Below are 22,906 nucleotides of genomic sequence, written 5' to 3' on the forward strand. Positions count from 1 at the left end.
AATGCCGGTGACACGATAGCGCGAGACAGCCATGACCCTCACCGACATTCCCGCCGGCTTCGAGCCGCATTTCCGCAAGGCGCCGCTCACCGATCCCTGGGAGCCGCTCTACTCCAAGAAGACCGAGAAAGGCGTCACCGTGGGATTGCGGCTGGCGACGCCGCACACCAACGCACGCGGGCTGATCCATGGCGGGTTGATTGCTGCGCTGGCCGATGCCGCCATGGGCTATAGCTGTGCCCAGGCGACGGGCTGGTCGACCTCGTTGGTCACCATCTCGCTGTCGGTCGACTATGCCGGGGCCGCCGAGATCGGTCAATGGCTCGCGGTCGAGGGCGAGGCGATCAAGACCGGAACCACGATCTGTTTCGCGCAATGTCTGGCGAAAGCCGACGATGCCGTGATCGCGCGGGCGAGCGGGACGTTCCGCGTGGTGCCGAAGAAGGGGTGATACTCTCCGTGTCCCGGACGCGCTGCAGCGTGCAACGCTGCTGCGCAGAGCCGGGACCCATACTCGCATGGGACCGTACTGCTTTCTGGATCCCGGCTCTGCGGAGCGGCACTTCGCGCCGCACCGCGTCCGGGACACGAGACCTACCCAAACCTCCATTCCGCCGTCTCCACCACGAGATCGATGAACGCGCGCACCTTGGCTGAGAGCAGGCGCGAGGTCGGGTAGACGATGTGGATTGGCAACGCCGGCTGCTCGTATTTCGCCAGCACGATCTTCAGCCGCCCGCGCTTCAGCCCTTCGGCGGCCTGATAGGCCAGCACCCGTGTCACGCCGCCGCCGGCCTCGGCATATTGCAGGGCGGCGTCGGCGCTGTTGCTGGTGAAGCGCGGCGCGACCGTCACCTCGATGTCGCGGCCGTCCTGCATGAAATGCCAGCTCGCGGACGGGCCGAACTGGATGGTCTGATGCCCGCGCAGCGCCTCCGGCGTCCTCGGCTCGCCATGGCGCTTGAGATAGGCCGGCGCGGCCACCACGATCCGCCGCATCTCGCCGACCTGGCGCGCCACCAGCGAGGAATCGGCGAGGTGGCCGATCCGCACCGCGGCGTCGACCGCGTCCTCGACCAGGTTGACGAGATGGTCGGAGAGCCGCAATTCGCAGGCGACCTCGGGATAGCGCTTGAGATAGGCGGTCATGACCGGCCCGACATGCAGCCGGCCGAAGCCGACCGGGGCCGAGACCACCAGCCGCCCGCTCGGCCGGTTGCGCTCCTCCCGCGCGGAGCCGTCGGCCTCCTCGACATCGGCGAGGATCCGCCGCGCCCGCTCCAGATAGCGCGTGCCGACATCGGTCAGCGTCACCTGCCGCGTGGTTCGTTGCAGCAGCCGCGCGCCGAGGTGCTCCTCCAGCGCCGCGATCAGCCGCGTCACCGCCGAGGGCGACAGCCGCAGCTTGCGCGCCGCCGGCGCAAAGCCGCGCAGATCGGCGACGGTGACGAAGACATGCATGGCTTCGAGGCGGTCCATCGCATTATTGCATATATCGCAATGATGAAGTGTCAAGCCGTTCGATTGTTTTAGCCTCTGGAGGCTCCATTTTAGCCCGTGACAGACGCATCCATGCGCCGGAAATCCAGGAGTTATCCCGATGACGGCAACCCACCCCTATGCCAGCGACGTCGCTTTCTCGCCGGCGGTGAAATCGATCCAGACCCGAAAGGGATCGCGCGAGGGCTATGCCCATGCCGAGCAGCGAGGATGGCGCACCGAGGTCGACGAGAACTTCGCCGCGTTCCTCGCTGACGCCGGCAGCTTCTATTTCGCCACCGCATCGGCCGACGGCCAGCCCTATATCCAGCACCGCGGCGGCCCGAAGGGATTCCTGAAGGTCTTGGACAAGCAGACGCTGGCCTTCGCCGACTACGCCGGCAACCGGCAATACATCACGCAGGGAAACCTCTCGGAGAATCCCAAGGCCTACATCTTCGTGATGGACTACGCCCATCGCCGCCGCGTGAAGATCTGGGGCGAGGCGCACGTCGTCGAGGACGACGAGGCGCTGACGGCCTCGCTGATGCCGAAGGGTTACCGCGCCCGGCCGGAGCAGGTGATCTTGTTCAAGATCGCGGCTTGGGACACCAATTGCCCGCAGCACATCCCGCAGAAGTTCGATGCGGCGGATGTCGCGGCCGCGCTCGCGGCGCGAGATGCGAGGATCGCAGAGCTCGAGGAAGAGCTGGCGGCGTTGAAAGGCAAAGGCGGGCTCACCCCTAACGAAAGCTAAGGCAGCATGCGTAGTGCACCCTCTCCCCCTGTTCAGACCGGGGAGATGGTGGACGGGTGTTCGGAGACATCGTGGACACTTTCTGGGCTCCCGTCGAGAGGTCGGATGTCGACGGTTGCAATCGTTTGGGTTCTGAACACGACGTCGAAGACGCCACAGCCGCTGTCCAGGATGCCATCGGCACCGGCGTAGCCGGCGCGAAGCGTCCTGGACTGCGGTGAGCACCGCGCTACCCTGGTTCACCAAGGCACGAAAGCTCTTGACCAAGGCTAGGAGGTCCTACAGCCCCTGAAGCATGGGTCCCGGCTCTGCGGTGCGTCACTTCGTGTCGCACCTTGTCCGGGACACGGCTACTTCACTCCATCCGTGTCATTTCATGTCCCATTAACCTCTCGCGCCTAGGTTACGGCCAGTACGAGGGTTCGCGTAATGGACATGATGGCAATGGTCAGCACCATGCTGGCCGCTCAGCAAGGCGCGCTGCAGTCGAATATTGCGGCGACGCTCAGCAAACAGAACGCGGATATGGAGAAATCCACCGTCCTGACGCTGCTCGGGGCCGGCCAGCCCTCGCTTGCCAATGTCGGCCCTGGCGTCGGCGGCAATCTCAACGTCACTGCCTGATATAGTCAGAGCGCTGCGGCGGCCTTGCCCGTCGCCGCCCGGATCAGCTTGAGCGCGTCCTCGCTCGCCCATTCCGCCGGCCCCGCGATCGTCGCGATCTCGCAGCCCTGCGGATCGACCAGCACCGAGGTCGGCATGCCTAGGGCCCGGCCTATCGCCTTAAGATCCTGAAAAACCTTGGCTTTCTGATCGCTAAAATAGCTGAGCCTGACCAGGTTGGCCTCTTTCAGGAAGTTTTTCGGCTTCTCGGGGTCGCGGGTGTCGATATTGATCGCCACCACCTCGAAATTCGGGCCCGACAGCTTGCCCTGCAGCTCGTCCAGCGCCGGCATTTCCTTCCGGCACGGCACACACCAGGTCGCCCAGAGGTTCACCAGCAGCGTCTTGCCGCGGAAGTCTGACAGCTTCTTAGGCTTGCCATCGGCGTCCTCGAAAGCGAGGTCGGGCAGCTTCAGCGGCGCGCTCGCCATGGCCAGCGCCGCCACCTCGCCATGGGCGAGCGGGGCGATTTTCTGCGCCGTCGCCACCGCCGGCCGACAGGTCGGATTGCCTGCGGGCGAGCGGCCGAGGCCGAGCCCATATAGCGCGGCAAAGCCGGCCAGGCCCCCGATCGCCACGATGGCGATCACGAGGGGGACCCGGCGCGTGGCGGAGGGCTTCTGGTCGAGCATATCGTTTGTCATCCGGTCGCAGATATGGCTATCAGGGGCCTCTTAATACGGCTGGCGGCGGCCGGCAAACGTGCGGCAAATCAAGGCGTGAGCAGGGGATCATGAGCAACAAGATGTGGGGCGGCCGGTTCTCGGAACGTCCCGACGAGATCATGGAAGAGATCAACGTCTCCATCGACGTCGATCGTCACCTCTACGCCCAGGACATTGCCGCATCCAAGGCCCACGCTGCGATGCTCGCCAGCCAAGGCATCATCACGGGTTCTGATGCGAAAAATATCGGCAAGGGTCTAGACACGATTTTGTCAGAGATCGGCAAGGGCGGCTTCGAGTTCAAGCGCGCGCTCGAGGACATCCATATGAATGTCGAGAGCCGCCTGTCCGAGCTGATCGGCCCCGCCGCCGGCCGGCTGCACACCGCGCGCTCGCGCAACGACCAGGTCGCGACCGACTTCCGTCTCTATGTCCGCGACATCGTCGACGAGACTGATGCGGCGCTCGCGGCGTTCCAGCAGGCGCTGGTCGAGCGTGCGCTGGAGCACGCCGCAACCGTGATGCCCGGCTTCACGCATCTGCAGACCGCACAGCCGGTGACGTTTGGCCATCATCTGCTCGCTTATGTCGAGATGGCCGCGCGCGATCGCGGCCGGTTCCAGGATGCGCGCAAGCGGCTCAACGAATCCCCGCTCGGCGCAGCCGCGCTGGCCGGCACCTCGTTCCCGATCGACCGCCACGCCACCGCGAAGGCGCTTGCCTTCGACCGCCCGATGGCGAACTCGCTCGATGCCGTCTCCGACCGCGACTTCGTGCTGGAGACGCTGTCGGCGGCCTCGATCTGCGCCGTGCACATGTCGCGCTTTGCCGAGGAGATCGTGATCTGGACCTCGCCGCTGGTCGGCCTTGTCAGGCTCAGCGACAAGTTCACCACCGGATCCTCGATCATGCCGCAGAAGCGCAATCCGGATGCCGCTGAGCTCGTGCGTGCCAAGACCGGCCGCGTCATCGGCGCGCTCAACGGCCTCCTGATCGTGATGAAGGGCCTGCCGCTCGCCTATCAAAAGGACATGCAGGAGGACAAGCAGGGGGCCATGGAGGGCTTTGCCGCGCTGTCGCTGGCGATCCGCGCCATGACCGGCATGGTCCGCGACCTCGTTCCCGACGAAGCCAAGATGAAGGCTGCTGCCGGCGAGGGCTATGCCACCGCGACCGATCTCGCCGACTGGCTGGTGCGGACGCTGAAGATGCCGTTCCGCGAGGCCCATCACGTCACCGGTCGCATCGTCGCCAAGGCAGCCGAGGGCGGCGTGGCGCTGCACGAGCTGTCGCTGAGCGAGATGCAGGCGATCGAGCCTGAGATCACCAAGGACGTGTTCGGCGTGCTCTCGGTCGAATCGTCGGTGAAGAGCCGCACCAGCTTCGGCGGCACCGCGCCGAAGAACGTGGCGTCCCAGGCCAAGGCCTGGGCGAAGCGGCTGGAAAAAGAGCGAAAATCGGGCCGAGGGTAAAATTTCGCTGATGTTTCATGGTCATCCGGCTCTCGCCAGAGTGCGCCAATCTCTGTATGGTGCGGCCCACGTAGTGGGGATTTCGTCGTGACGTCAAAGTTTCGCCCGGCCGGTTCGGGGTGGGCCATCATTGTCTTGAGCCTGACGGCGCTCGCGCTTGCCGGCTGCGGCCGCAAGGGACCGCTCGATCTGCCGCCGACCGCCAATGCGTCCACGGTCGGCGGTGCCGCGCCGGTTGATACCGAGACCGAAGCGCAGAGGACGCCGAGCGTGTTCAACCCCACCTCCGGTGCGGATGCCGCGCCCGCGGCGGGCAAGGGCCGGAAGAAACCGTTTATTCTCGACCCGCTCTTGGACGAACCTCCCGGCAAGAGATGAGCCGGGACAACCGAGCCTAAGCCATGAACCATTTCGACTACCGCAACGGCGTGCTGCACGCCGAGGCGGTGAACCTGTCCGAGCTGGCCGCGAGCGTCGGCACGCCGTTCTATTGCTATTCGACCGCGACGCTGGAGCGGCACTATCGCGTCTTCGCGGATGCCTTCGCCGGCGAGAAGGTGCTGGTCTGCTACGCCATGAAGGCGAACTCGAACCAGTCGGTGCTGCGCACGCTGGCCAAGCTCGGGGCCGGCGCCGACGTGGTCTCGGGTGGTGAGTTGAAGCGCGCGCTGGCCGCCGGCATTCCCGCCAGCAAGATCGTGTTCTCCGGCGTTGGCAAGACCGAAACGGAGCTCCGCGCCGCGCTCGCCGCCGACATCCTCTGCCTCAACGTCGAATCCGAGCCCGAGCTGGAGCTGCTGTCGCGGCTTGCGACCGAGATGGGCAAGACCGCGCGGATATCGCTCCGCGTCAATCCCGATGTCGATGCCGGCACCCACGCCAAGATCTCCACCGGCAAGTCCGAGAACAAGTTCGGCATCCCGATCGTGCATGCCCGCGAGGTCTATGCCCGCGCCGCCAAGCTGCCGGGCATCGAGGTGACCGGGACCGACGTGCATATCGGCAGCCAGATCACCGACCTCTCCGGCATGGAGACTGCGTTCCGCATCCTCTCCGAGTTCGTGCAGACGCTGCGCGCCGACGGCCACGACATCTCCCATGTCGATTTCGGCGGCGGCCTCGGCATTCCCTACGACATGAGCCGCGAGGCGCCGCCGGAGCCGGCCGCCTATGCCGCCATGGTCAAGCGGGTCAGCCACAATCTCGGCTGCACGCTGATGTTCGAGCCGGGCCGCATGATCGTCGGCAATGCCGGCATCCTGGTCGCCAGGGTGATCTATGTGAAGCACGGCGACGGCAAGAATTTCGTCATCATCGACGCTGCGATGAACGACCTCATTCGCCCGACGCTGTACGAAGCCCATCACGACATCCTGCCGGTGAAGCAGCCCGCCAGCGGCGCCGCCACCATGATCGCCGACGTCGTCGGCCCGGTCTGCGAGACCGGCGACTATCTCGCGCTCGACCGCACGCTGCCGACGCCCGCGCCCGGCGATCTCCTCGCCATCATGACCGCAGGTGCCTATGGCGCGGTGCAGGCCGGCACCTACAACACCCGGCCGCTGGTGCCGGAGGTGCTGGTGAAGGACGATCAATACGCCGTGGTGCGCCCGCGCATCGAGGTCGAGCAGCTCATTGCGATGGACAAGCCGGCGCCGTGGCTGTGATCGTGTCGTAGCCTGACCGTGAGACGCGACGCTGGCTGAACAAGTTCGGTGTCATCCCCGCGAACGCGGGGATCCATAACCACAGGGCGCGTTTGTCGCGCGCAGTTGGTCACTCCGAGTCTCGCCAAACATCTTCCTGTGGTTATGGATCCCGGGTTCGCGCTTTGCCCGCCCCGGGACGACGAGCGGAGCGCGCGGCGCTACTTCTCCACCTATCCACTCTTCTTCCCACCAACGATAACCCCCGCCTTCGTCTCGATCGGCTTGATCGCCGCGGTGAAATCGGACTCGGCGCCTTCCGCCGCGATCACGGTTTCCCACAACCGCCCGACCGCGTCGGCGACCTCCATCGACAGGCCGAGCTGCTTCATCTCCTCCAGCGCCAGCCGGACGTCCTTCACCATCAGTCCCGTGGCGAAGCCGAAATCGAAGCTGCGCGGCAGCACCGAGCGCGGAAACTTGTCGCGGCTCGCGGTGTTCATGCCCGAGCCGGCATTGATGACGTCGATCATCACGGCGGGGTCGAGCCCGGCCTTGACGCCCATCACCACGGCCTCCGACGTCGCCACGATCGCTGTGGCCGACAGCAAATTGTTGGCGAGCTTCATGGTCTGTGCCGACCCCGGCTTCTCGCCGATGAAGAACACTTTTCCGATCGCGTCGAGGACGGGCTTGAGCAGGTCGAACTCCGCTTTCGGCCCTGATACCATCACCGCCAGCGTGCCCTTCTCGGCGCCGCCGACGCCGCCGGAGACGGGGCAGTCGATCTGCACGATGTTGCGCTTGGCGAGCAGGCCGTGAATCTTCACGGCCATCGCCGAGCCGACGGTGGAGAGGTCGACGAAGCGTCTTGCCCGGCTGCCCTCGATCACGCCGTTCGCGCCCGTCGCAACCTCGAGGGAAGCCTGCAGCGAGGGCAGGCTCGCCATCACGGTCTCGACCTGGTCGGCGACATCCTTCGGCGATGTCGCGGCCGTCGCGCCGAGGGCCACGAGCTTGCTCGTGACCTCCTTGCGCGTGTCGAACACGACGAGCCTGTGCCCCGCCTCGATCAGCCGCCGCGCCATCGGGAAACCCATGTTTCCGAGGCCGATGAATCCGATGTCCATGGTGTTTCCTTTTTCTTCTTTTTTGGTGTCGGGAAAGTGCTCGTTCCATCCCCGCCGTCGTCCCAGGGTTCGGCTTCGCGCGCCCGGAACGACAGCGGAGATTGGCGCTGCATCTCACGCCTTGCCGTCGATCTCCGAAAACACCTCGCGCGCGATGCGGAAGCTGTCGACCGCGGCGGGCATGCCGCCATAGATCGCGACCTGCATCAGGATCTCGCGGATCTCCTCGCGGGTGACGCCGTTGGTCAGCGCGCCCTTCAGATGGGCGCGGAATTCGTGCTGGCGGTTGAGGATCGCGATCATGGCGATGTTGAGCATGCTGCGGGTCTTGCGCGGCAGCTCCTCGCGGCCCCACACCGTGCCCCAGCAATATTCGTTCAGCATCTCCTGGAACGGACGGTTGAAATCGTCGACGTTCTTCAGGGCGTTGTTGACATAGGCCTCGCCCAGTACCGCTTTGCGGACTTCCAGGCCCTTGTCGTGCATCTTCTTGTCCATGGCGTTTCCCTCGCTTTCCTTGCGTTCCCTGAGGTGGCGCGCGGAAATTACGGGGTTGGGCCGGGCCAGTCACGTCCTCGTGTTATGCGGGAAAAGGGGTATCTCCCGTACCGGAACGGATGCCTCAGTGCTGCCGTTGTGATAGGCTTCTCTCTACCGGGCAACCTGGAGAGTTGATTGAACGGCGTCACCCCCGACCCGTCAGACCCGATCCGCAACAGTGATGCTCTGTCGCGGCTGAAGCTGGCGCAGGCCCTCGACCGGGCCCTCTATGCCATCGCGTGGGAGCGTGCCTGGCCACATCTGGCGCGGCTTCTGACCGTCGTCGGCCTGTTCCTGGTGGTGTCCTGGGCCGGCCTCTGGCTCGCGTTGCCCTTCATCGCCCGTGCCATCGGTCTCGTCGTTTTCGGCGGCATTGCGATTGCGGTGCTGTTGCCCCTGATTCGCTTCCGCTGGCCGAGCCGCGAGGAGGCATTGAGCCGGCTCGACCGTGGCTCCGGTATCCGTCACCGCCCGGCCACGACGCTGACGGACACGCTGTCCTCGCAGGATCCGGTCGCACAGGCGCTGTGGCAGGTGCAGCGTGAACGCACGCTGGCCTCGATCAAGCGGATCCGCGCCGGTCTGCCGCATCCGCGGCTCGCGCTGCATGATCCCTGGGCGCTGCGCGCGCTGGTCATGGTGATGCTGGTCGCGACCTTCTTCGCCGCCGGCGACGAGCGCGCGATGCGGCTCGGCGCCGCCTTCGACTGGAATGGCGTGCTGGCGCCCGCCAATGTTCGCGTCGACGCCTGGGTGACGCCGCCGCTCTACACCGGCAAGCCGCCGGTGATCCTGTCGACCGCCAACAAGGAGGCCGCGGCGCTGCCCGCCTCCGGTCCGCTTGCCGTTCCCGCCGGCTCGACCCTGATCGTGCGCTCCTCCGGCGGCAGTCTGGACGTCACCGTCTCCGGCGGCCTCAAGGAGGTCGCCCCTGCGGAAGCCGCGCCCAAGGGGACCAACGAGAAGCATTTCACCATCAGCGCCGACGGCACCGCGCATGTGCGCGCGCCCTCCGGCCAGCCGCAATGGGCGTTCGCGGCCACGCCGGACCGTGCGCCGACGATCGCGCTCGCCAAGGATCCCGAGCGCCAGGCGCGCGGCGGGCTTCAGCTCTCCTACAAGATCGAGGACGATTTCGGCGTGACCGGCGCGGAGGCGCAGATCGGCTTGCGCCCCGACGACGCCAAAAATACCGCCAAGGATGGCAGCAAGGAGTCCGACAGCAAGGCCGCGCCGCGGCCGCTGTTCCAGCCGCCGCAATTCCCGCTCGTGCTGCCGAACGCGCGCACCCGCAACGGTGTCGGCCAGACGGTGAAGGACCTCAGCGAGGATCCCTATGCCGGCGCCGACGTCACCCTGACGCTCACCGCCAAGGACGAGGCCGGCAACGAGGCCAGAAGCGAACCGTTCAACATGCGCCTGCCCGAGCGTCTCTTCACCAACTCGCTGGCGCGCGCGCTGATCGAGCAGCGCCGCATCCTCGCGCTCGACGCCAACAGGAATTCGGACGTCTACACCGCGCTTGACGCCCTGTTGATCGCGCCCGAATTGTTCACGCCGGACGCCGGCTGCTATCTCGGCCTGCGCAGCCTCGCGACCCAGCTCGAGGCCGCCCGCACCGACGATGCCCTGCGCAACGTCGTGGCGAGCATGTGGGCCTTCGCGGTCACCATCGAGGACGACGGTGTCGCCGGCAGCGTCAACGCCGCGCTGCGCTCGGCGCAGGATGCGCTCAAGGCGGCGCTGGACCGCGGTGCCAGCGAGGACGAGATCAGGGTGCTGACGCAGAAGCTGCGCGAGGCCATGGCCGGCAAGGTGCGCGATCTCGCACGGCGCGCCGAACAGAATCCGCTCGGTGCGCGGCAGCCGTTCCCCGCCGAGGTCCAGCTCATCCTCGACAAGGCGATCGAGCTGCGACAGAAGACCCAGAATGCGACGCCCGAGCAGCTTGCAGACCTGGCGCAGCAGCAGGACACCTTGCGCGAGCAGCTTCAGGCCTATCGGAAGTCGGCCAACAGCCGTGCCAACAAGGCGGGGGACGACAGGACCAACCAGTTTACGCGGGACCGGAAATGCGGAAGCTAGCACGCGTGCCAGTCTTGCGGGCGATGTCCATCGCCTGCCTCGCCTTCCTGTTGGGGAGCGTGAACCCCGTCGTGGCCCAGCAGGACCAGGACCCCGATGCCCTGCTCGACAGCGCCGAAAAGGCGATGCAGGAGTCCGGCGACAGCCTCAGGCAGAAGGAATCCGGCAAGAGCCTGGGCAATCAGTCCGACGCCATTCAGAAGCTCGAGGAATACAAGCGGGCCACGGAGCGGAGCCAATCCTCCAGTCGCGATCGCAACGTCCTGACGCAACGCGATCTCGACGACCTGCTGCGGCAGATCGAGAAGGCGGCGCGCGAGGGCAATAAGGAGGCGGCGCAGCGCTTGCTCGAGCAGCTCGCGCAGATCATGGAAAATCTCCAGATGGCGCAGCCGGGGCAATCCGGCGAGAGCGAGATGGAGCAGGCGCTCAACGAGCTCAGCGACATGATCCGCAAGCAGCAGCAATTGCGCGACAAGACGTTCAAGCAGGGCCAGGATTCCCGGCGTGACCGCTCGCGCGGCAAGCAGGGCGATCAGTCGATGTCGGACCTCCAGCAGGATCAGCAGTCGCTGCGCGACCGTCTGAAGAAGCTGCAGGACGAGCTGGCCAAGCGCGGCCTGACGCAGAAGGGACAAAAGGGCCAGAAGGGGCAGCAGGGTCAGAAAGGCCAGCAGGGCGACCCCGGTCAGAGCGGCGATCAGGACGGCGATCAGGGCGATGACGACGGCAGCCTCGACGCCGCCGACGGCGCCATGGGCGATGCCGGCTCGAAGCTCGGCGAGGGCAATGCCGACGGTGCCGTGGACTCGCAGGGCAAGGCCCTCGAGGCGATGCGCAAGGGCGCGCAGAAGATGGCCGAAGCGATGCAGCAGGGCGACGGCGACGGGCAGGGCGATGGTCCCGGCAATCGGGCCGGCCGCCAGCAGAGCGGCGGCAATCAGACCGATCCGCTGGGACGCCCGCTTCACGGCCGCGATCTCAGCGACGACTACACCGTCAAGATCCCCGGCGAGATCGACGCCCAGCGCGTCCGGCGCATCCTCGAAGAGCTCCGCCGCCGCTTAGGGGACAGCTCGCGCCCGCAGATCGAGCTCGATTACATCGAGCGTCTGCTGAAGGATTTTTGACGCCAGCCACTGTCATCGCCCGCGCAGGCGGGCGATCCAGTATTCCAGAGCCAAGCGTCGAAGGGCTTGCCTCTTACCACATCCGCTGCAGCGTACTGGATGCCCCGGTCAAGCCGGGGCATGACAGCAGCGCGGAGGGCGCAGCGTCGCCTCACCCCTTCTTCGCCGCCAGTGCGTCCGCCACGGCGGTGCGGATGTCGGCGACCGAGAACGGCTTTGTCACGACGTCGTGCACCAGCGCGTTGAGGTTCGAGGCGCGCTCGCGCTGGTCGGCAAAGCCGGTCATCAGCAAGATGGTCAGATCGGGAAAGTCGCGCGCGGCGGACAGCGCCAGCGCGATGCCGTCCATGACGGGCATCTGGATGTCGGTGAGCAACAGGTCGAAGGCGCCGTCCTCGCGGCTCAGGATCTCCAGCGCCTCGGCGCCGTCTTGCGCGGTGACGGTCTCGTGGCCGTCCATGGCAATGGCGCGCGCCACCAGCGTGCGCATCGAATCCTCGTCGTCGGCGATCAGGATTTTCGGCATGAGAGGAACCTTGGGATCAACTCCGCGCGGGCTTGCGAGGCTGATTATACGCTGCCGCCGGCAATGTCGCGCCGGTTGAAGAAGCGGACGTCGATATTGCGGCCCTCCGGCGGCGGCGAGGCGAGCCGCGAGCGGAAGAAGGCGCGCTCGCCGGGCCGCAGCACGGTCTGCTCCAGCACCGTATTCCAGGCGTAGATCTCCGCTCCCTGGGCGTCGCGCACGGCAAAGCGCAGCCGCGGGATGTCGAGCGGCTTCTTGCCCTCGCCGACGATCATGCCCTCGATCACCAACACCTGCTTACCGTCCACGGTCTCGCTGGACAGCTTTACGTCCTTGAAGGCGAGGCCCCGCAGGTTCACCTCGAGCCCGACCAGCTTGTAGAATGCCGCCGTCTGCGGCAGCAGCCGCACCATGTCGCCGCGCCAGATCACCAGCGCCAGCACCAGCGCGCCCATGGCGGCACAGGCGGTCGGCAGGCCGAAATAGGATTTTCGCGGCGCAGCAGTGGCCGCGGGGCGGCTGACCCGCGCACCGCGGCGGCGGAACAGGCCGCGGAACCAGGAATGGTGCTGCGCGCCGGCGACCTCTTGCTCGGCCTCGCGGGCCGCCGCCGACCACTCGTCCTCGGTTTCCTTGGCTTCTTCCTCGGGCCAGTCACTGGCGATCGAGGGGCTGTCGACGACAGGCGCATCGGTGGCGCTGTCGTCCGTGGCATAGGAATTCCACTGCTCGGCGAGGTCGGACTGGTCATCAGCCTGGCTGGCTGCCGCCATGGCCGGGACGGACGCCTCCTCGATGGCATCCTCGGCATGGGCGATCCAGGTCTCCTTGCAGCGGGAACAGCGGACCGCCCGTCCGTTCGCCCCAAGGCTCGCGAGCTTGATGGCGTAGGATGTCATACAATGGGGGCAGACGATATGCATGGACGAGCCTTGATGCATGAACCAGGATTGAGCGAGGTCTTGACCATGACCCCGCCGGAAGAACCGGGCGGCCAGGATGCTGCCAATATGCTACTGGCCGACCGTTAACGAACCGGAAACCATAACGGCGGCAAAACCCGTTGATCGCGCTGGCGGAGCGCAGCCACGCGACCCGCGCCCCCTCTCGAACGGAGCTGAACTTGGTTCGGTTCGAAAATGTCGGATTGCGTTACGGCCTGGGGCCGGAGATCCTGCGCGACCTCAGCTTCCAGATCCCGGCGCATTCGTTCCAGTTCCTCACCGGCCCGTCGGGCGCCGGCAAGACCTCGCTGCTGCGCCTGTTGTTCCTGTCGCACCGGCCGACGCGGGGCCTCGTCAATCTGTTCGGCCACGACATCTCGCAGCTCGGCAAGGACGAGATCGCGGACTTGCGCAAGCGCATCGGCATCGTGCTGCAGGATTTCCGCCTGCTCGATCACATGACGACCTATGAGAACGTCGCGCTGCCGTTCCGCGTCATGGGCCGCAGCGAGTCGAGCTACCGCAAGGAGGTGATCGACCTGTTGCGCTGGGTCGGGCTTGGCGACCGCATGGACGCGCTGCCGCCGATCCTGTCGGGCGGCGAGAAACAGCGCGCGGCGATCGCGCGCGCCGTGATCTCGCGGCCGCAGCTGCTGCTCGCGGACGAGCCGACCGGCAGCGTCGATCCGACGCTCGGACGTCGCCTGTTGCGGCTCTTCATCGAGCTCAACAAATCGGGCACCGCCGTCATCATCGCGACCCACGACATCGGCCTGATGGACCAGTATGAGGCGCGGCGGCTGGTGCTGCACCAGGGACGGTTGCACGTCTATGAGTAGGACCGACGAGCGCGGCGTGCTGGTCGACCTCGGGCAGGAACGTCCGCAGCTGCCGGCCAAGGCGCGCAACATGTCGCCGATCGTGCCGCGCGCCTCGATCCAAGGCCGGGCCCTGGTCGCCGTCGTCGCCATCATGACCTTCCTCGCGTCGATGGCCACGGGCACCGTGCTGCTGGTCAGCGCCTCCGCCGCGGAATGGCAGTCGGACGTCGCGAGCGAGATCACCATCCAGGTTCGTCCGCAAACCGGGCGCGATCTCGAACGCGACACCGCAGCGGTGACGGAGGCGATGCGCGCGCAAGCCGGCGTCGTCGAGGTCAAGCCGTTCAGCAAGGAGGAGAGCGGCAAGCTGCTCGAACCCTGGCTCGGCACCGGGCTGTCGATGGACGATCTGCCGGTGCCGCGCATGATCATCGCGCGCGTGCAACCCGGTACGCCGCTCGATCTCGAGGCTCTGCGCGCTCGGGTGAACCAGGTCGCGCCGGGCGCCAGCGTCGACGATCATCGCGCCTGGATCGAGCGCATGCGCTCGATGACCAATGCCACCGTGCTCGCCGGCCTCGGCATCCTCGCGCTCGTCATTGTCGCCACGATCATCTCCGTCTCGTTCGCGACCCGCGGCGCCATGGCAGCGAACCGCCCGATCGTCGAGGTGCTGCACTTCGTCGGCGCCGGCGACCGTTACATCGCCAATCACTTCCTGCGTCATTTCCTCCGGCTGGGGCTCGAGGGCGGCGTGATCGGCGGCGGCGCCGCCATGCTGGTGTTCGGCCTCTCCGAGTCGATCGCCGGCTGGTTTTCCGGTACCCCCGTCGGCGACCAGTTCGCCGCGCTGCTCGGCACCTTCTCGCTGCGGCCATCCGGCTACATCGTGCTTGCGGTCCAGGCCGTGCTGATCGGCGCCATCACCGCGGTGGCCTCGCGCCAGACGCTGTTCGCGACCTTGAACGACGTCGACTAGGGTTGAGATACCGGACTCCACTTCGCCTCAAAACATCCTAAAATCAGTCAGGGAAGGGATCACCGACATCGCATGACCTCGCCGACCGACGATCGATCGCCGAAACTGCCGCGCGGCTGGCTGCGCGCGGCAATCGTGTCGACGATTGCGCTCGCCTTCGTCGGCGCCGCGGCGGGCTTCGTCGCGTTCCTGTCGCAATTGCGCGGCGCCGAGATCGCACCGAGCCGGAAGGCTGACGGCATCGTGGTCCTGACCGGCGGCTCCTCGCGGGTCTCGGATGCGATGGCGCTGCTCGCCGCCGGTTACGGCAGACGACTGTTGATCTCCGGCGTGCACCCGACCTCGACGGCGAACGACATCTCCAGGACGTTGCCGGAGAACCAGTCCTTCATGACCTGTTGCGTCGATCTCGACCGCACCGCGCTCTCGACCCGCGGCAACGCGGCGGAGGCGCGGCGCTGGGCCGAAGGGCGCCGCTTCAAGTCGCTGATCGTGGTCACGTCGAACTACCACATGCCGCGCGCGCTGGTGGAATTCTCGCACGCGATGCCGCAGACGGCGCTGATCCCGTTCGCGGTGGTCGGCGAAAAATGGCGCGAGGAGCCGTGGTGGACCTCGCCGTCCACCTTGCGGCTGCTGCTGTCGGAATATGTCAAGTACCTCGCGGCCGAGGTCAGGGTGCGGCTGGAGGATTTCGGGATTGACCTTTGGCCCGAGATATCGGAGCAGCCTGCAGGCCGGCAGCTAAAGCGGCCCGCCACCGCCCAAGCCAATTGACATGCCAATTTGAGACGCCAATTGACCGGCAAATTGATGGACCGTCGATGTTCCTGATTTTCCTGCGCTCGCTCGTGTTCAACGTGCTGTTCTACGCCGTGCTGGTATGCCTCGCGATCGTGGCGCTGCCGACCTTCGCATTGCCGCCACGCGCCATGCTGACGGTCGCCGAATGGTGGGCGAAGGCGACGCTGGTCCTGATGCGGGTGGTCTGCAACATCAAGGTGGAATTCCGGGGGACGGAGAAGATTCCGCAGGGGCCGTTGGTGATCGTGGCGAAGCACCAGTCGTTCTGGGAGACCTTCGTGCTGCCGGGCTTCTTCGACCGCCCGATCTTCATCCTCAAGCGTCAGCTGATGCAGATCCCAGTGTTCGGCCAGTTCCTGGTCAAGACCGGCATGATCGCGATCGATCGCAATGCCGGCGTGAAGGCGCTCCTGGACATGACCCGGCGGGCGCGCGAGGCGGTGCGCAGCGGCCGGCAACTCGTGATCTTTCCGGAAGGCACGCGCCGCGCGCCCGGCGCGCCGCCGGATTACAAGACCGGCTTTGCGCAGATCTATTCGTCCTGCGGCGTGCCGTGCCTGCCGGTCGCGCTCAATTCCGGCTTGTTCTGGCCCCGCCGCACCTTCATGCGCTATCCCGGCACGCTCGTGGTGGAGTTCCTCGATCCGTTGCCGCCGGGCCTGCCGAAGGACGAATTTCTCTCCCGCGTGCAGACGGCCATCGAGGATGCGACCGGCCGCCTCGTCGAAGCTGGCCGCAAGGAGCAGGAGCAATTGATCGGCTCGGCGCCGAGCTACGCGCCGACGGGCTAGCGGCTTTCGCGGTCTTCGTTTTGAGCCGCGTGCAGGGAATGCGCGTCGCCATGCAGCATCAATGCAAGCTGGTGCAGCTGCGCGTCGCGAAAGCCTTCGGCTTCGATCGCCTTCACCGTCGCGGTGACATAGTCGCGGTTGACACCCGACTGGCCATGGCCCTGAAGGACATGGCGGTGCTGCTCGGCGAGCGAGAGACGGCCGGCATATTGCGCATGGCCGCGGTCGACGACATAGGTGAGCGCGGAGACGCGCTGGCGCGCGTCGTTCTCCAGCCACACCGAACGCATCACCTCGCGATAGACCGAGGTGACCTGCTCGCGCGCGCGCAAGTAAGCGACGACCTCGGTGCGGTTCTTTTCAGCGACGCGGAAGGCGATGCCGCGGCAGGCGCCGCCGCGATCGAGCCCGAGCACCAGGCCCGGCTTCTCCGGCGTGCCGCGATGCACGAAGGAATAGACGCAGAGCGCGCGATGCTCGCCGACCAGCCGCGCCGGGACGCGCTCCTCGAAGTCGAAGCCCGGCCGCCACATCAGCGAACCGTAGCCGAACACCCAGAGGTCGCCTTTGGCGGTGGTGACGGAGGGGAGGGTGATTTCCGACATTTCGGGCACGGCTACCAGAACCATGTGCCGAAGCGAAGCGAATTCTCCGCCTTTCGCCGCAGCCGCACCACGCTTACATTTGCCTGAATCTGGGATCAAAGGGTCGCCGCATGTCCAATATGACCGTTGCCGCAGGCCGCCGCTCCCGTTGGGGCCTTTTCGTCGCACCCATTCTCGTCGTGATCCTCGCCGTCGCGTGGAGCTGCTTCTGGTTCTATGCGGCTTCGCGGGCCGAAACGGCTGCAGACGCCTGGCGGGCGCAGGAGGCCAAGTCCGGCCGCATCTATGATTGCGCCAAGCGCTCGATCGCCGGCTTCCCGTTCCGCTTCGAGATCCAGTGCTCCGGCGCCAGCGTGTCCCTGGTGTCGCAGAACGCAAGCAAGACGCCGTTCACGGCCAAGCTCGACAACATCCTGGTCGTTGCCCAGGTCTACGATCCCAAGCTCGTGATCGCCGAATTCTCCGCACCCGCGACGCTGACCGACGGCGTCACGCAAAACACCTTCGTGGTGAACTGGAGCAAGGGCCGCAGCAGCGTGGTCGGCCTGCCCTCGGTGCCGGACCGCGCCTCCATCGTGTTCGACGATCCCTCGCTCAACCGCCTCGACGGCAGCGTGCAGGTGCCGCTCGCGCGCGCCAAGCAGGTCGAGCTGCACGGCCGCCTTGCCGACGGCTCGCCGGCCGATCATCCCGTGCTCGAAACCGTGCTTCACGTCGCGCAGGGCAGCATTCAGGGCGTTCATCCCCTGCTCGCCGAGCCGTTCGAGGCGGACACGCGCGCCAGGGTCACCGGCCTCTCCGATCTCACGCCAAAGCCGTGGCCGCAGCGTTTTCGCGAGATGCAGGCGGCCGGCGGTCACATCGAGATCGTGCAGTCGCGGATCCAGCAGGGCGAGATGATCGCGGTTGCGGCCGGCACGCTCGGCCTTTCGGCCAACGGCCGGCTCGACGGCGAATTGCAGATGACGGTGACGGGCCTCGAACGCGTGATCCCCGCGCTCGGCATCGAGAAGATGCTGGAGGAGGGCGTGCCGCAGGCAACGCTCGACCGCGTCGCGCCCGGCGTGAAGTCGCAGGACCTCACCAATCTGTTCGGCGCGCTCGATCGCGCCGTTCCGGGCCTCGGCAAGGTCATCAAGCAGAACGCCAATGCCGGTGTCGCCGCCGGCATCAACTCGATCGGTACCGAGAGCACGCTCGAAGGCAAGAAGGCGCGCAGCTTCCCGCTGAAATTCGTCGACGGCGCCGTGCTGCTCGGCCCGGTCAAGGTCGGCCAGATCCCGCCGCTGTATTGATAATTTTCAGTCTCGTCATTCCGGGGCGATGCGCAGCATCGAACCCGGAATCCATTTCACCGCGTGCGCTGTGGCCGATGGATTCCGGGCTCGCCCTTCGGGCGCCCCGGAATGACGGCCTAAGCTACGGCTTCTTCAGCGCCGCAAGCGGCCGGCCGAAATCCGGCGCAGCCGAATCCTGGCCGATCTCGACGATGCCGCGGCGGATGGCGCGGGTGCGGGTGAAGTGATCAAACAGCGCCTCGCCGTCGCCGCGACGGATCGCGCGCGTGAGCTTGGCGAGATCCTCGGTGAAGGTGCCGAGCATCTCCAGCACGGCCTCCTTGTTGGCGAGGAAGACGTCGCGCCACATCGTCGGGTCGGAGGCCGCGATGCGGGTGAAATCGCGGAAGCCACCGGCGGAGAACTTGATGACCTCCGACTCCGTCACCTGTGCCAGCTCGTCGGCGGTGCCGACGATGGTGTAGGCGATCAGATGCGGCAAATGGCTGGTGATGGCGAGCACGAGATCGTGATGATCCGGCGTCATCACCTCGACCTTGGCGCCCATCGCCGCCCAGAACGCGCGCAGGCGGTCGGTCGCCGCGGCATCGACGCCTTCGGGCGGGGTCAGGATGCACCAGCGGTTGATGAAGAGCTCGGCGAAACCTGAATCCGGCCCCGAATGCTCGGTGCCCGCCACCGGGTGCGCCGGCACGAAATGAACGGTCTTCGGCAGATGTGGCGCCATGTCCCTGACGATCGCGCCCTTCACCGAGCCGACGTCGGAGACAACAGCGCCGGGCTTCAGATGCGCGGCAATCTCCTGCGCCACCGGCCCGCAGGCGCCGACGGGAATGCAGAGGATGACGAGATCGGCATCCTTTACCGCTTCCGCATTGGTCGCCACCACCTTGTCGACGATACCAAGCTCCATCACACGCGCGCGCGTCTTCTCCGAACGCGCGGTGGTGACGATCTCGCCGGCCAGGCCCTGGAGCTTCGCAGCGCGCGCGATCGAGCCGCCGATCAGGCCGAAGCCGATCAGCGCGATGCGCTGGAAATGCGCCTGCTCGCTCATTTGCCGGCCATGAAGTCGCGCAAGCCGTCGACCACGAGGCGGTTGGCCTCCTCGGTGCCGATGGTCATGCGCAGCGAATGCGGCAGGCCGTAGTTCTTCAGGCCGCGCAGCACGAGGCCGCGCCTGGTGAGGAAGGCGTCGGCGTCGTCGGCGGTCCTGCCCTTGTCGGTCGGGAAATGGATCAGCACGAAATTGGCGACGCTCGGCGTCACCTTCAATCCGAGCCTGCCGATCTCCTCGGTCAGCCAGTTGCGCCAGGTCTCGGTGAACTGCTTCGACATCGCCTGATGCGCGGTGTCCTCGATCGCGGCGACCGCGGCATACATCGCCGGCGTCGAAACGTTGAAGGGACCGCGGATGCGGTTGACGGCGTCGATGATGTGCTCGGGGCCGAACATCCAGCCGATGCGGAGCGCAGCGAGGCCGTGGATCTTGGAGAAGGTGTGGGTCACCACCGTGTTCTCGGTGGTGGCGACGAGCTCGATCCCCATCTCGTAGTCGTTGCGCGAGACGTAGTCGCAATAGGCGGCATCCAGCACCAGCAGCACGTGCGAAGGCAGGCCGGCGCGCAGCCGCTTGACTTCGTCGAACGGGATGTAAGTGCCGGTCGGGTTGTTGGGGTTGGCGAGCCAGACCAGCTTGGTCTTCGGCGTCACCGCCTTGAGGATGGCGTCGACGTCGCAGGTGAGATCCTTCTCCTGCGCGATCACGTTCTTGGCGCCGACCGCCATGGTCGCGATCGGGTAGACCAGGAAGCCGTGCGTGGTGGAGATCGCCTCGTCGCCGTGGCTCAGATAGGTGTGGGCAAGCAGATTGAGGATCTCGTCCGAGCCGGCGCCGCAGATGATGCGGTTGGGGTCGAGCCCGAAGGAGCGGCCGATCGCCTCGCGCAGCACGCGCGAGGTGCCTTCCGGGTAGTCTTCCAGGTGGTCCGCCACGCGCTTGAACGCCTCGATCGCCTTGGGCGAGGGCCCGAACGGCGTCTCGTTGGCGGACAGCTTGAACACCTTGCGGCCCGGTTCGGCGACCGGGCTCTTGCCGGGCGTATAGGGCGCAATATCGAGAATGCCGGGATTCGGCACGGGGCGGGACATCTTGAACTCCGAAAATGGCAGGGCGTGGCGCGCGGTTTACGATTTCGCCCCGGTCGGGGGCACCGTATAGCGCGTTGCGTGGCTGCCGACGAGGGCCACGGAGCGCACGGAGGCCCCCGCCTCGATCAGGGCAGCCCTGATTTTGTCGATGCTGGTCGCGCTCGTGACCGAGACCAGCAGCGCCGCGCCGTCGAAGGCGGTATCGGGGACCGCCACGATCTCGGCCAACGGCGACAGCGCGCGCGCGACCTCGGCGTTCCAGCCGGAGACGCGGACGCTGAAGGTCTCGACCTCGGTCACCAAAGCGCTGTCGGCGACGCGCGAGATCGCGAAGACCGGCAATGCGGCGGGATGGTCGGCGCGTTCGATGAAGGGCATCCGCGCGATGATCTTCGGCGCGCCGTCCGCTTCCAGCTCCAGCCACCACGGCGTGCGGCTGGACGTGGCCGAGACCATGGCCAAATCGCCCTTGGATTTCGCCACCGCCTCGACCGCGGCCTGCGCGCTGAAATGCGCGACGTAGGGCACGGTGAAGCCGAAATTGAAGCGCACGGAATCGCGCATCGCCGCCTCGCTGGCCGAGATGTCGGCATGCACGGAGAACGGCGCCTGCACATAGGTGAAGGTCGAGATGATGACGCGCCAGATGCTCTCGACCGTGTCGAGCGGCAGGATGCCGCGATGACGCTGCACGAGCTCGCGCATCATCGAGGCCTCGCGCGCCGGACGGAACGCCGAGCCCACCTCCTGGGTCTGCTTCACCTGGATCAGCCGGTCGATGATGTCGCCGCGCTGCATAAGCAGGCGATGCATGCCCTCGTCGATCGCGTCGATCTCCTTGCGCAGTTCCTGCAGCGATGGCGGCGCGGGCGGACGTTGGGACATGTCTGGCTGTCGATCGTTTTCGAATGGGGAATGTCCTGATTAGGCAGTCGGGGCGGCGAAAGCAAAGAGAAATGACGTCCTTTCCGGGCGAGGCGGCAGAGGCGAATTGAGCCGATCCGGGCCGCGACTTGACGAAAACCGCCCAAGACGGTAGCTTTTGCCCGTTCCGTGGTCATTTGAGCCGGCCGGCTTGCAGCCACGTTAAAAAACTCGCTAAACAGGCCGGGGACGCTTCCGATCCCGGCCGAACCTATCGTTCAGGCCGGGTTTTTCATGGCCTGATGCAAGTGGCGATCAGCGTTTGATCGCAAACGAGGTCGATGGTCAGATGGGTGGCGTCAAGTCGATACCGAGTCCTGCGATCAGCGCCGACGAGCGGTCGCATGAGGTGGATCATCCGAGCTCGCAGGTCGCGCATTTCGGCGCCGAGCAGCCGCTGCGGCTCGATTGCGGCGTCGATCTCAGCCCGTTCCAGATCGCCTACCAGACCTATGGCGAGCTCAACGCCGATCGCTCCAACGCGGTCCTGATCTGCCATGCCCTGACCGGCGATCAGCATGTCGCCAACGTCCATCCCGTCACCGGCAAGCCGGGCTGGTGGGAGACGCTGGTTGGCCCCGGTCGGCCCATCGACCCCAAGCACTACTTCATCATCTGCTCCAACGTGATCGGCGGCTGCATGGGCTCGACCGGGCCGGCGTCGATCAATCCCGCCACCGGCAAGGTCTGGGGCCTGGATTTCCCTGTCATCACCATCCCCGACATGGTGCGCGCGCAGGCCATGCTGATCGACCGGCTCGGCATCGACACGCTGTTCGCGGTCGTCGGCGGCTCGATGGGCGGCATGCAGGTGCTGCAATGGACCGCGGCCTATCCTGCCCGCGTGTTCTCCGCGCTGGCGATCGCCTGCGCGACGCGGCACTCAGCGCAGAACATCGCCTTCCACGAGCTCGGCCGCCAGGCCGTGATGGCCGATCCCGATTGGCACGGCGGCGGCTATGCCGATCACGGCATCCACCCGCATCGCGGGCTCGCGGTGGCGCGCATGGCGGCGCACATCACCTATCTCTCGGACGCGGCCTTGCATCGCAAGTTCGGCCGTCGCATGCAGGACCGCGAGCTGCCGACTTTCTCGTTCGACGCCGACTTCCAGGTCGAATCCTATCTGCGCTACCAGGGGTCCTCCTTCGTCGAGCGCTTCGACGCCAATTCCTATCTCTATCTGACGCGCGCGATGGACTATTTCGACATCGCTGCCGACCATGGCGGCGTGCTGGCGAAAGCGTTCGCTGACATCAAGACCCGCTTCTGCGTCGTCTCCTTCACCAGCGACTGGCTGTTTCCGACCTCGGAATCGCGCGCGCTGGTGCATGCTCTGAACGCATCGAGCGCGCGGGTGTCGTTCGCGGAGATCGAGACCGATCGCGGACACGACGCCTTCCTGCTCGACGTGCCCGAATTCTTCGACATCTCCCGCGCCTTCCTGCAATCGGCCGGCAAGGCGCGCGGGCTCACCGGCAAGAAGGACGGCTAGC

24 protein-coding genes and 1 riboswitch are annotated in these 22,906 nt (G+C 66.3%); of the genes, 14 read left to right on the forward strand and 10 right to left on the reverse strand.

Annotation, left to right across the window (positions count from 1 at the left end; translation table 11 throughout):
- Positions 1 to 31: 31 nt before the first annotated feature.
- Positions 32 to 451: a PaaI family thioesterase gene (locus DCM79_RS21765; protein WP_257176277.1), complete on the forward strand. Its 420-nt coding sequence runs from the start codon at positions 32 to 34 to the stop codon at positions 449 to 451.
- Positions 452 to 594: 143 nt separating this feature from the next.
- Here DCM79_RS21765 and DCM79_RS21770 read toward each other — a convergent pair whose 3' ends face one another.
- On the reverse strand, positions 595 to 1,479 hold the full coding sequence (locus DCM79_RS21770) for a LysR family transcriptional regulator (RefSeq protein WP_257176278.1): 885 nt from the start codon (positions 1,477 to 1,479) through the stop codon (positions 595 to 597).
- A 121-nt stretch (positions 1,480 to 1,600) separates the two neighbouring features.
- Here DCM79_RS21770 and DCM79_RS21775 point away from each other — a divergent pair, with 121 nt between their 5' ends.
- On the forward strand, positions 1,601 to 2,236 hold the full coding sequence (locus DCM79_RS21775) for a pyridoxamine 5'-phosphate oxidase family protein (protein ID WP_257176279.1): 636 nt from the start codon (positions 1,601 to 1,603) through the stop codon (positions 2,234 to 2,236).
- A gap of 429 nt (positions 2,237 to 2,665) precedes the next feature.
- Positions 2,666 to 2,860 (forward strand): hypothetical protein, encoded by a 195-nt coding sequence (locus DCM79_RS21780; RefSeq protein ID WP_142250949.1) that lies wholly within the window; start codon positions 2,666 to 2,668, stop codon positions 2,858 to 2,860.
- 5 nt (positions 2,861 to 2,865) lie between these two features.
- On the opposite strand, the gene DCM79_RS21785 is transcribed toward DCM79_RS21780, so the two are convergent.
- Complete coding sequence (locus DCM79_RS21785) at positions 2,866 to 3,531, reverse strand: TlpA disulfide reductase family protein (RefSeq protein WP_257176280.1); 666 nt, start codon at positions 3,529 to 3,531, stop codon at positions 2,866 to 2,868.
- 101 nt (positions 3,532 to 3,632) lie between these two features.
- On the opposite strand from DCM79_RS21785, the gene argH reads away from it, so the two are divergent.
- The 3 genes from argH (at position 3,633) to lysA (ending at position 6,703) form a co-directional block, all read left to right on the forward strand.
- Entirely contained in the window at positions 3,633 to 5,036 is a 1,404-nt protein-coding gene (gene argH / locus DCM79_RS21790) for an argininosuccinate lyase (protein ID WP_257176281.1), read from the forward strand.
- Between the two features lie 87 nt (positions 5,037 to 5,123).
- Positions 5,124 to 5,414, forward strand: a complete 291-nt coding sequence (locus DCM79_RS21795; RefSeq protein ID WP_257176282.1) for a lipoprotein — start codon at positions 5,124 to 5,126, stop codon at positions 5,412 to 5,414.
- A gap of 23 nt (positions 5,415 to 5,437) precedes the next feature.
- Positions 5,438 to 6,703, forward strand: coding sequence for a diaminopimelate decarboxylase (lysA, locus tag DCM79_RS21800; protein WP_257176283.1), 1,266 nt, complete (start codon positions 5,438 to 5,440; stop codon positions 6,701 to 6,703).
- 212 nt (positions 6,704 to 6,915) lie between these two features.
- On the opposite strand, the gene DCM79_RS21805 is transcribed toward lysA, so the two are convergent.
- Both DCM79_RS21805 and DCM79_RS21810 read right to left on the reverse strand, forming a co-directional pair.
- A complete protein-coding gene (locus DCM79_RS21805) occupies positions 6,916 to 7,812 on the reverse strand; it encodes an NAD(P)-dependent oxidoreductase (RefSeq protein WP_257176284.1) in 897 nt (298 codons plus the stop codon).
- A 114-nt stretch (positions 7,813 to 7,926) separates the two neighbouring features.
- Positions 7,927 to 8,310 (reverse strand): carboxymuconolactone decarboxylase family protein, encoded by a 384-nt coding sequence (locus DCM79_RS21810; protein ID WP_091891246.1) that lies wholly within the window; start codon positions 8,308 to 8,310, stop codon positions 7,927 to 7,929.
- Positions 8,311 to 8,487: 177 nt separating this feature from the next.
- Here DCM79_RS21810 and DCM79_RS21815 point away from each other — a divergent pair, with 177 nt between their 5' ends.
- Entirely contained in the window at positions 8,488 to 10,437 is a 1,950-nt protein-coding gene (locus DCM79_RS21815; protein WP_257176285.1) for a TIGR02302 family protein, read from the forward strand.
- Complete coding sequence (locus DCM79_RS21820; RefSeq protein WP_257176286.1) at positions 10,425 to 11,567, forward strand: DUF4175 family protein; 1,143 nt, start codon at positions 10,425 to 10,427, stop codon at positions 11,565 to 11,567. The genes DCM79_RS21815 and DCM79_RS21820 overlap by 13 nt, the downstream gene beginning before the upstream one ends.
- A gap of 151 nt (positions 11,568 to 11,718) precedes the next feature.
- Here DCM79_RS21820 and DCM79_RS21825 read toward each other — a convergent pair whose 3' ends face one another.
- Both DCM79_RS21825 and DCM79_RS21830 read right to left on the reverse strand, forming a co-directional pair.
- Positions 11,719 to 12,093 (reverse strand): response regulator, encoded by a 375-nt coding sequence (locus DCM79_RS21825; RefSeq protein ID WP_194405855.1) that lies wholly within the window; start codon positions 12,091 to 12,093, stop codon positions 11,719 to 11,721.
- 44 nt (positions 12,094 to 12,137) lie between these two features.
- Entirely contained in the window at positions 12,138 to 13,016 is an 879-nt protein-coding gene (locus DCM79_RS21830) for an MJ0042-type zinc finger domain-containing protein (RefSeq protein ID WP_257176287.1), read from the reverse strand.
- Between the two features lie 200 nt (positions 13,017 to 13,216).
- Here DCM79_RS21830 and ftsE point away from each other — a divergent pair, with 200 nt between their 5' ends.
- The 4 genes from ftsE to DCM79_RS21850 all read left to right on the forward strand — a co-directional run bounded on the left by ftsE (position 13,217) and on the right by DCM79_RS21850 (position 16,432).
- Positions 13,217 to 13,876, forward strand: coding sequence for a cell division ATP-binding protein FtsE (ftsE, locus tag DCM79_RS21835; protein ID WP_018646542.1), 660 nt, complete (start codon positions 13,217 to 13,219; stop codon positions 13,874 to 13,876).
- A complete protein-coding gene (locus DCM79_RS21840) occupies positions 13,869 to 14,837 on the forward strand; it encodes an ABC transporter permease (protein WP_257176288.1) in 969 nt (322 codons plus the stop codon). Before ftsE ends, DCM79_RS21840 begins: the two co-directional genes overlap by 8 nt.
- 72 nt (positions 14,838 to 14,909) lie before the next feature.
- A complete protein-coding gene (locus DCM79_RS21845) occupies positions 14,910 to 15,614 on the forward strand; it encodes a YdcF family protein (protein ID WP_257176289.1) in 705 nt (234 codons plus the stop codon).
- A 47-nt stretch (positions 15,615 to 15,661) separates the two neighbouring features.
- A complete protein-coding gene (locus DCM79_RS21850) occupies positions 15,662 to 16,432 on the forward strand; it encodes a 1-acyl-sn-glycerol-3-phosphate acyltransferase (protein WP_257176290.1) in 771 nt (256 codons plus the stop codon).
- On the opposite strand, the gene DCM79_RS21855 is transcribed toward DCM79_RS21850, so the two are convergent.
- The gene (locus DCM79_RS21855; RefSeq protein WP_257176291.1) at positions 16,429 to 17,037 is read right to left on the reverse strand and encodes a gamma-glutamylcyclotransferase; all 609 of its coding nucleotides are present in this window, start codon (positions 17,035 to 17,037) and stop codon (positions 16,429 to 16,431) included. The genes DCM79_RS21850 and DCM79_RS21855 overlap by 4 nt on opposite strands.
- 110 nt (positions 17,038 to 17,147) lie before the next feature.
- Here DCM79_RS21855 and DCM79_RS21860 point away from each other — a divergent pair, with 110 nt between their 5' ends.
- Positions 17,148 to 18,332 carry a DUF2125 domain-containing protein gene (locus DCM79_RS21860; protein ID WP_257176292.1) on the forward strand — a complete coding sequence of 395 codons (1,185 nt, stop codon included), beginning with the start codon at positions 17,148 to 17,150 and terminating at the stop codon, positions 18,330 to 18,332.
- A gap of 124 nt (positions 18,333 to 18,456) precedes the next feature.
- Here DCM79_RS21860 and DCM79_RS21865 read toward each other — a convergent pair whose 3' ends face one another.
- The 3 genes from DCM79_RS21865 to DCM79_RS21875 are packed head-to-tail and all read right to left on the reverse strand — an operon-like array spanning position 18,457 to position 21,371.
- Positions 18,457 to 19,392 carry a prephenate/arogenate dehydrogenase family protein gene (locus DCM79_RS21865; protein WP_257176293.1) on the reverse strand — a complete coding sequence of 312 codons (936 nt, stop codon included), beginning with the start codon at positions 19,390 to 19,392 and terminating at the stop codon, positions 18,457 to 18,459.
- Positions 19,389 to 20,486: a histidinol-phosphate transaminase gene (locus tag DCM79_RS21870; protein ID WP_257176294.1), complete on the reverse strand. Its 1,098-nt coding sequence runs from the start codon at positions 20,484 to 20,486 to the stop codon at positions 19,389 to 19,391. Before DCM79_RS21870 ends, DCM79_RS21865 begins: the two co-directional genes overlap by 4 nt.
- Positions 20,487 to 20,522: 36 nt before the next feature.
- Entirely contained in the window at positions 20,523 to 21,371 is an 849-nt protein-coding gene (locus tag DCM79_RS21875; RefSeq protein ID WP_194405863.1) for a chorismate mutase, read from the reverse strand.
- Between the two features lie 158 nt (positions 21,372 to 21,529).
- Positions 21,530 to 21,609: riboswitch (SAM riboswitch) on the forward strand.
- Positions 21,610 to 21,699: 90 nt separating this feature from the next.
- Between DCM79_RS21875 and DCM79_RS21880 the strand changes: the two genes are divergently transcribed.
- The gene (locus DCM79_RS21880) at positions 21,700 to 22,905 is read left to right on the forward strand and encodes a homoserine O-acetyltransferase (RefSeq protein WP_257180814.1); all 1,206 of its coding nucleotides are present in this window, start codon (positions 21,700 to 21,702) and stop codon (positions 22,903 to 22,905) included.
- The last annotated feature ends 1 nt before the right edge of the window (position 22,906 follow it).

Origin of the sequence: Bradyrhizobium sp. WBOS07 (genome assembly GCF_024585165.1) — a bacterium.
GTDB lineage: Bacteria > Pseudomonadota > Alphaproteobacteria > Rhizobiales > Xanthobacteraceae > Bradyrhizobium > Bradyrhizobium japonicum_B.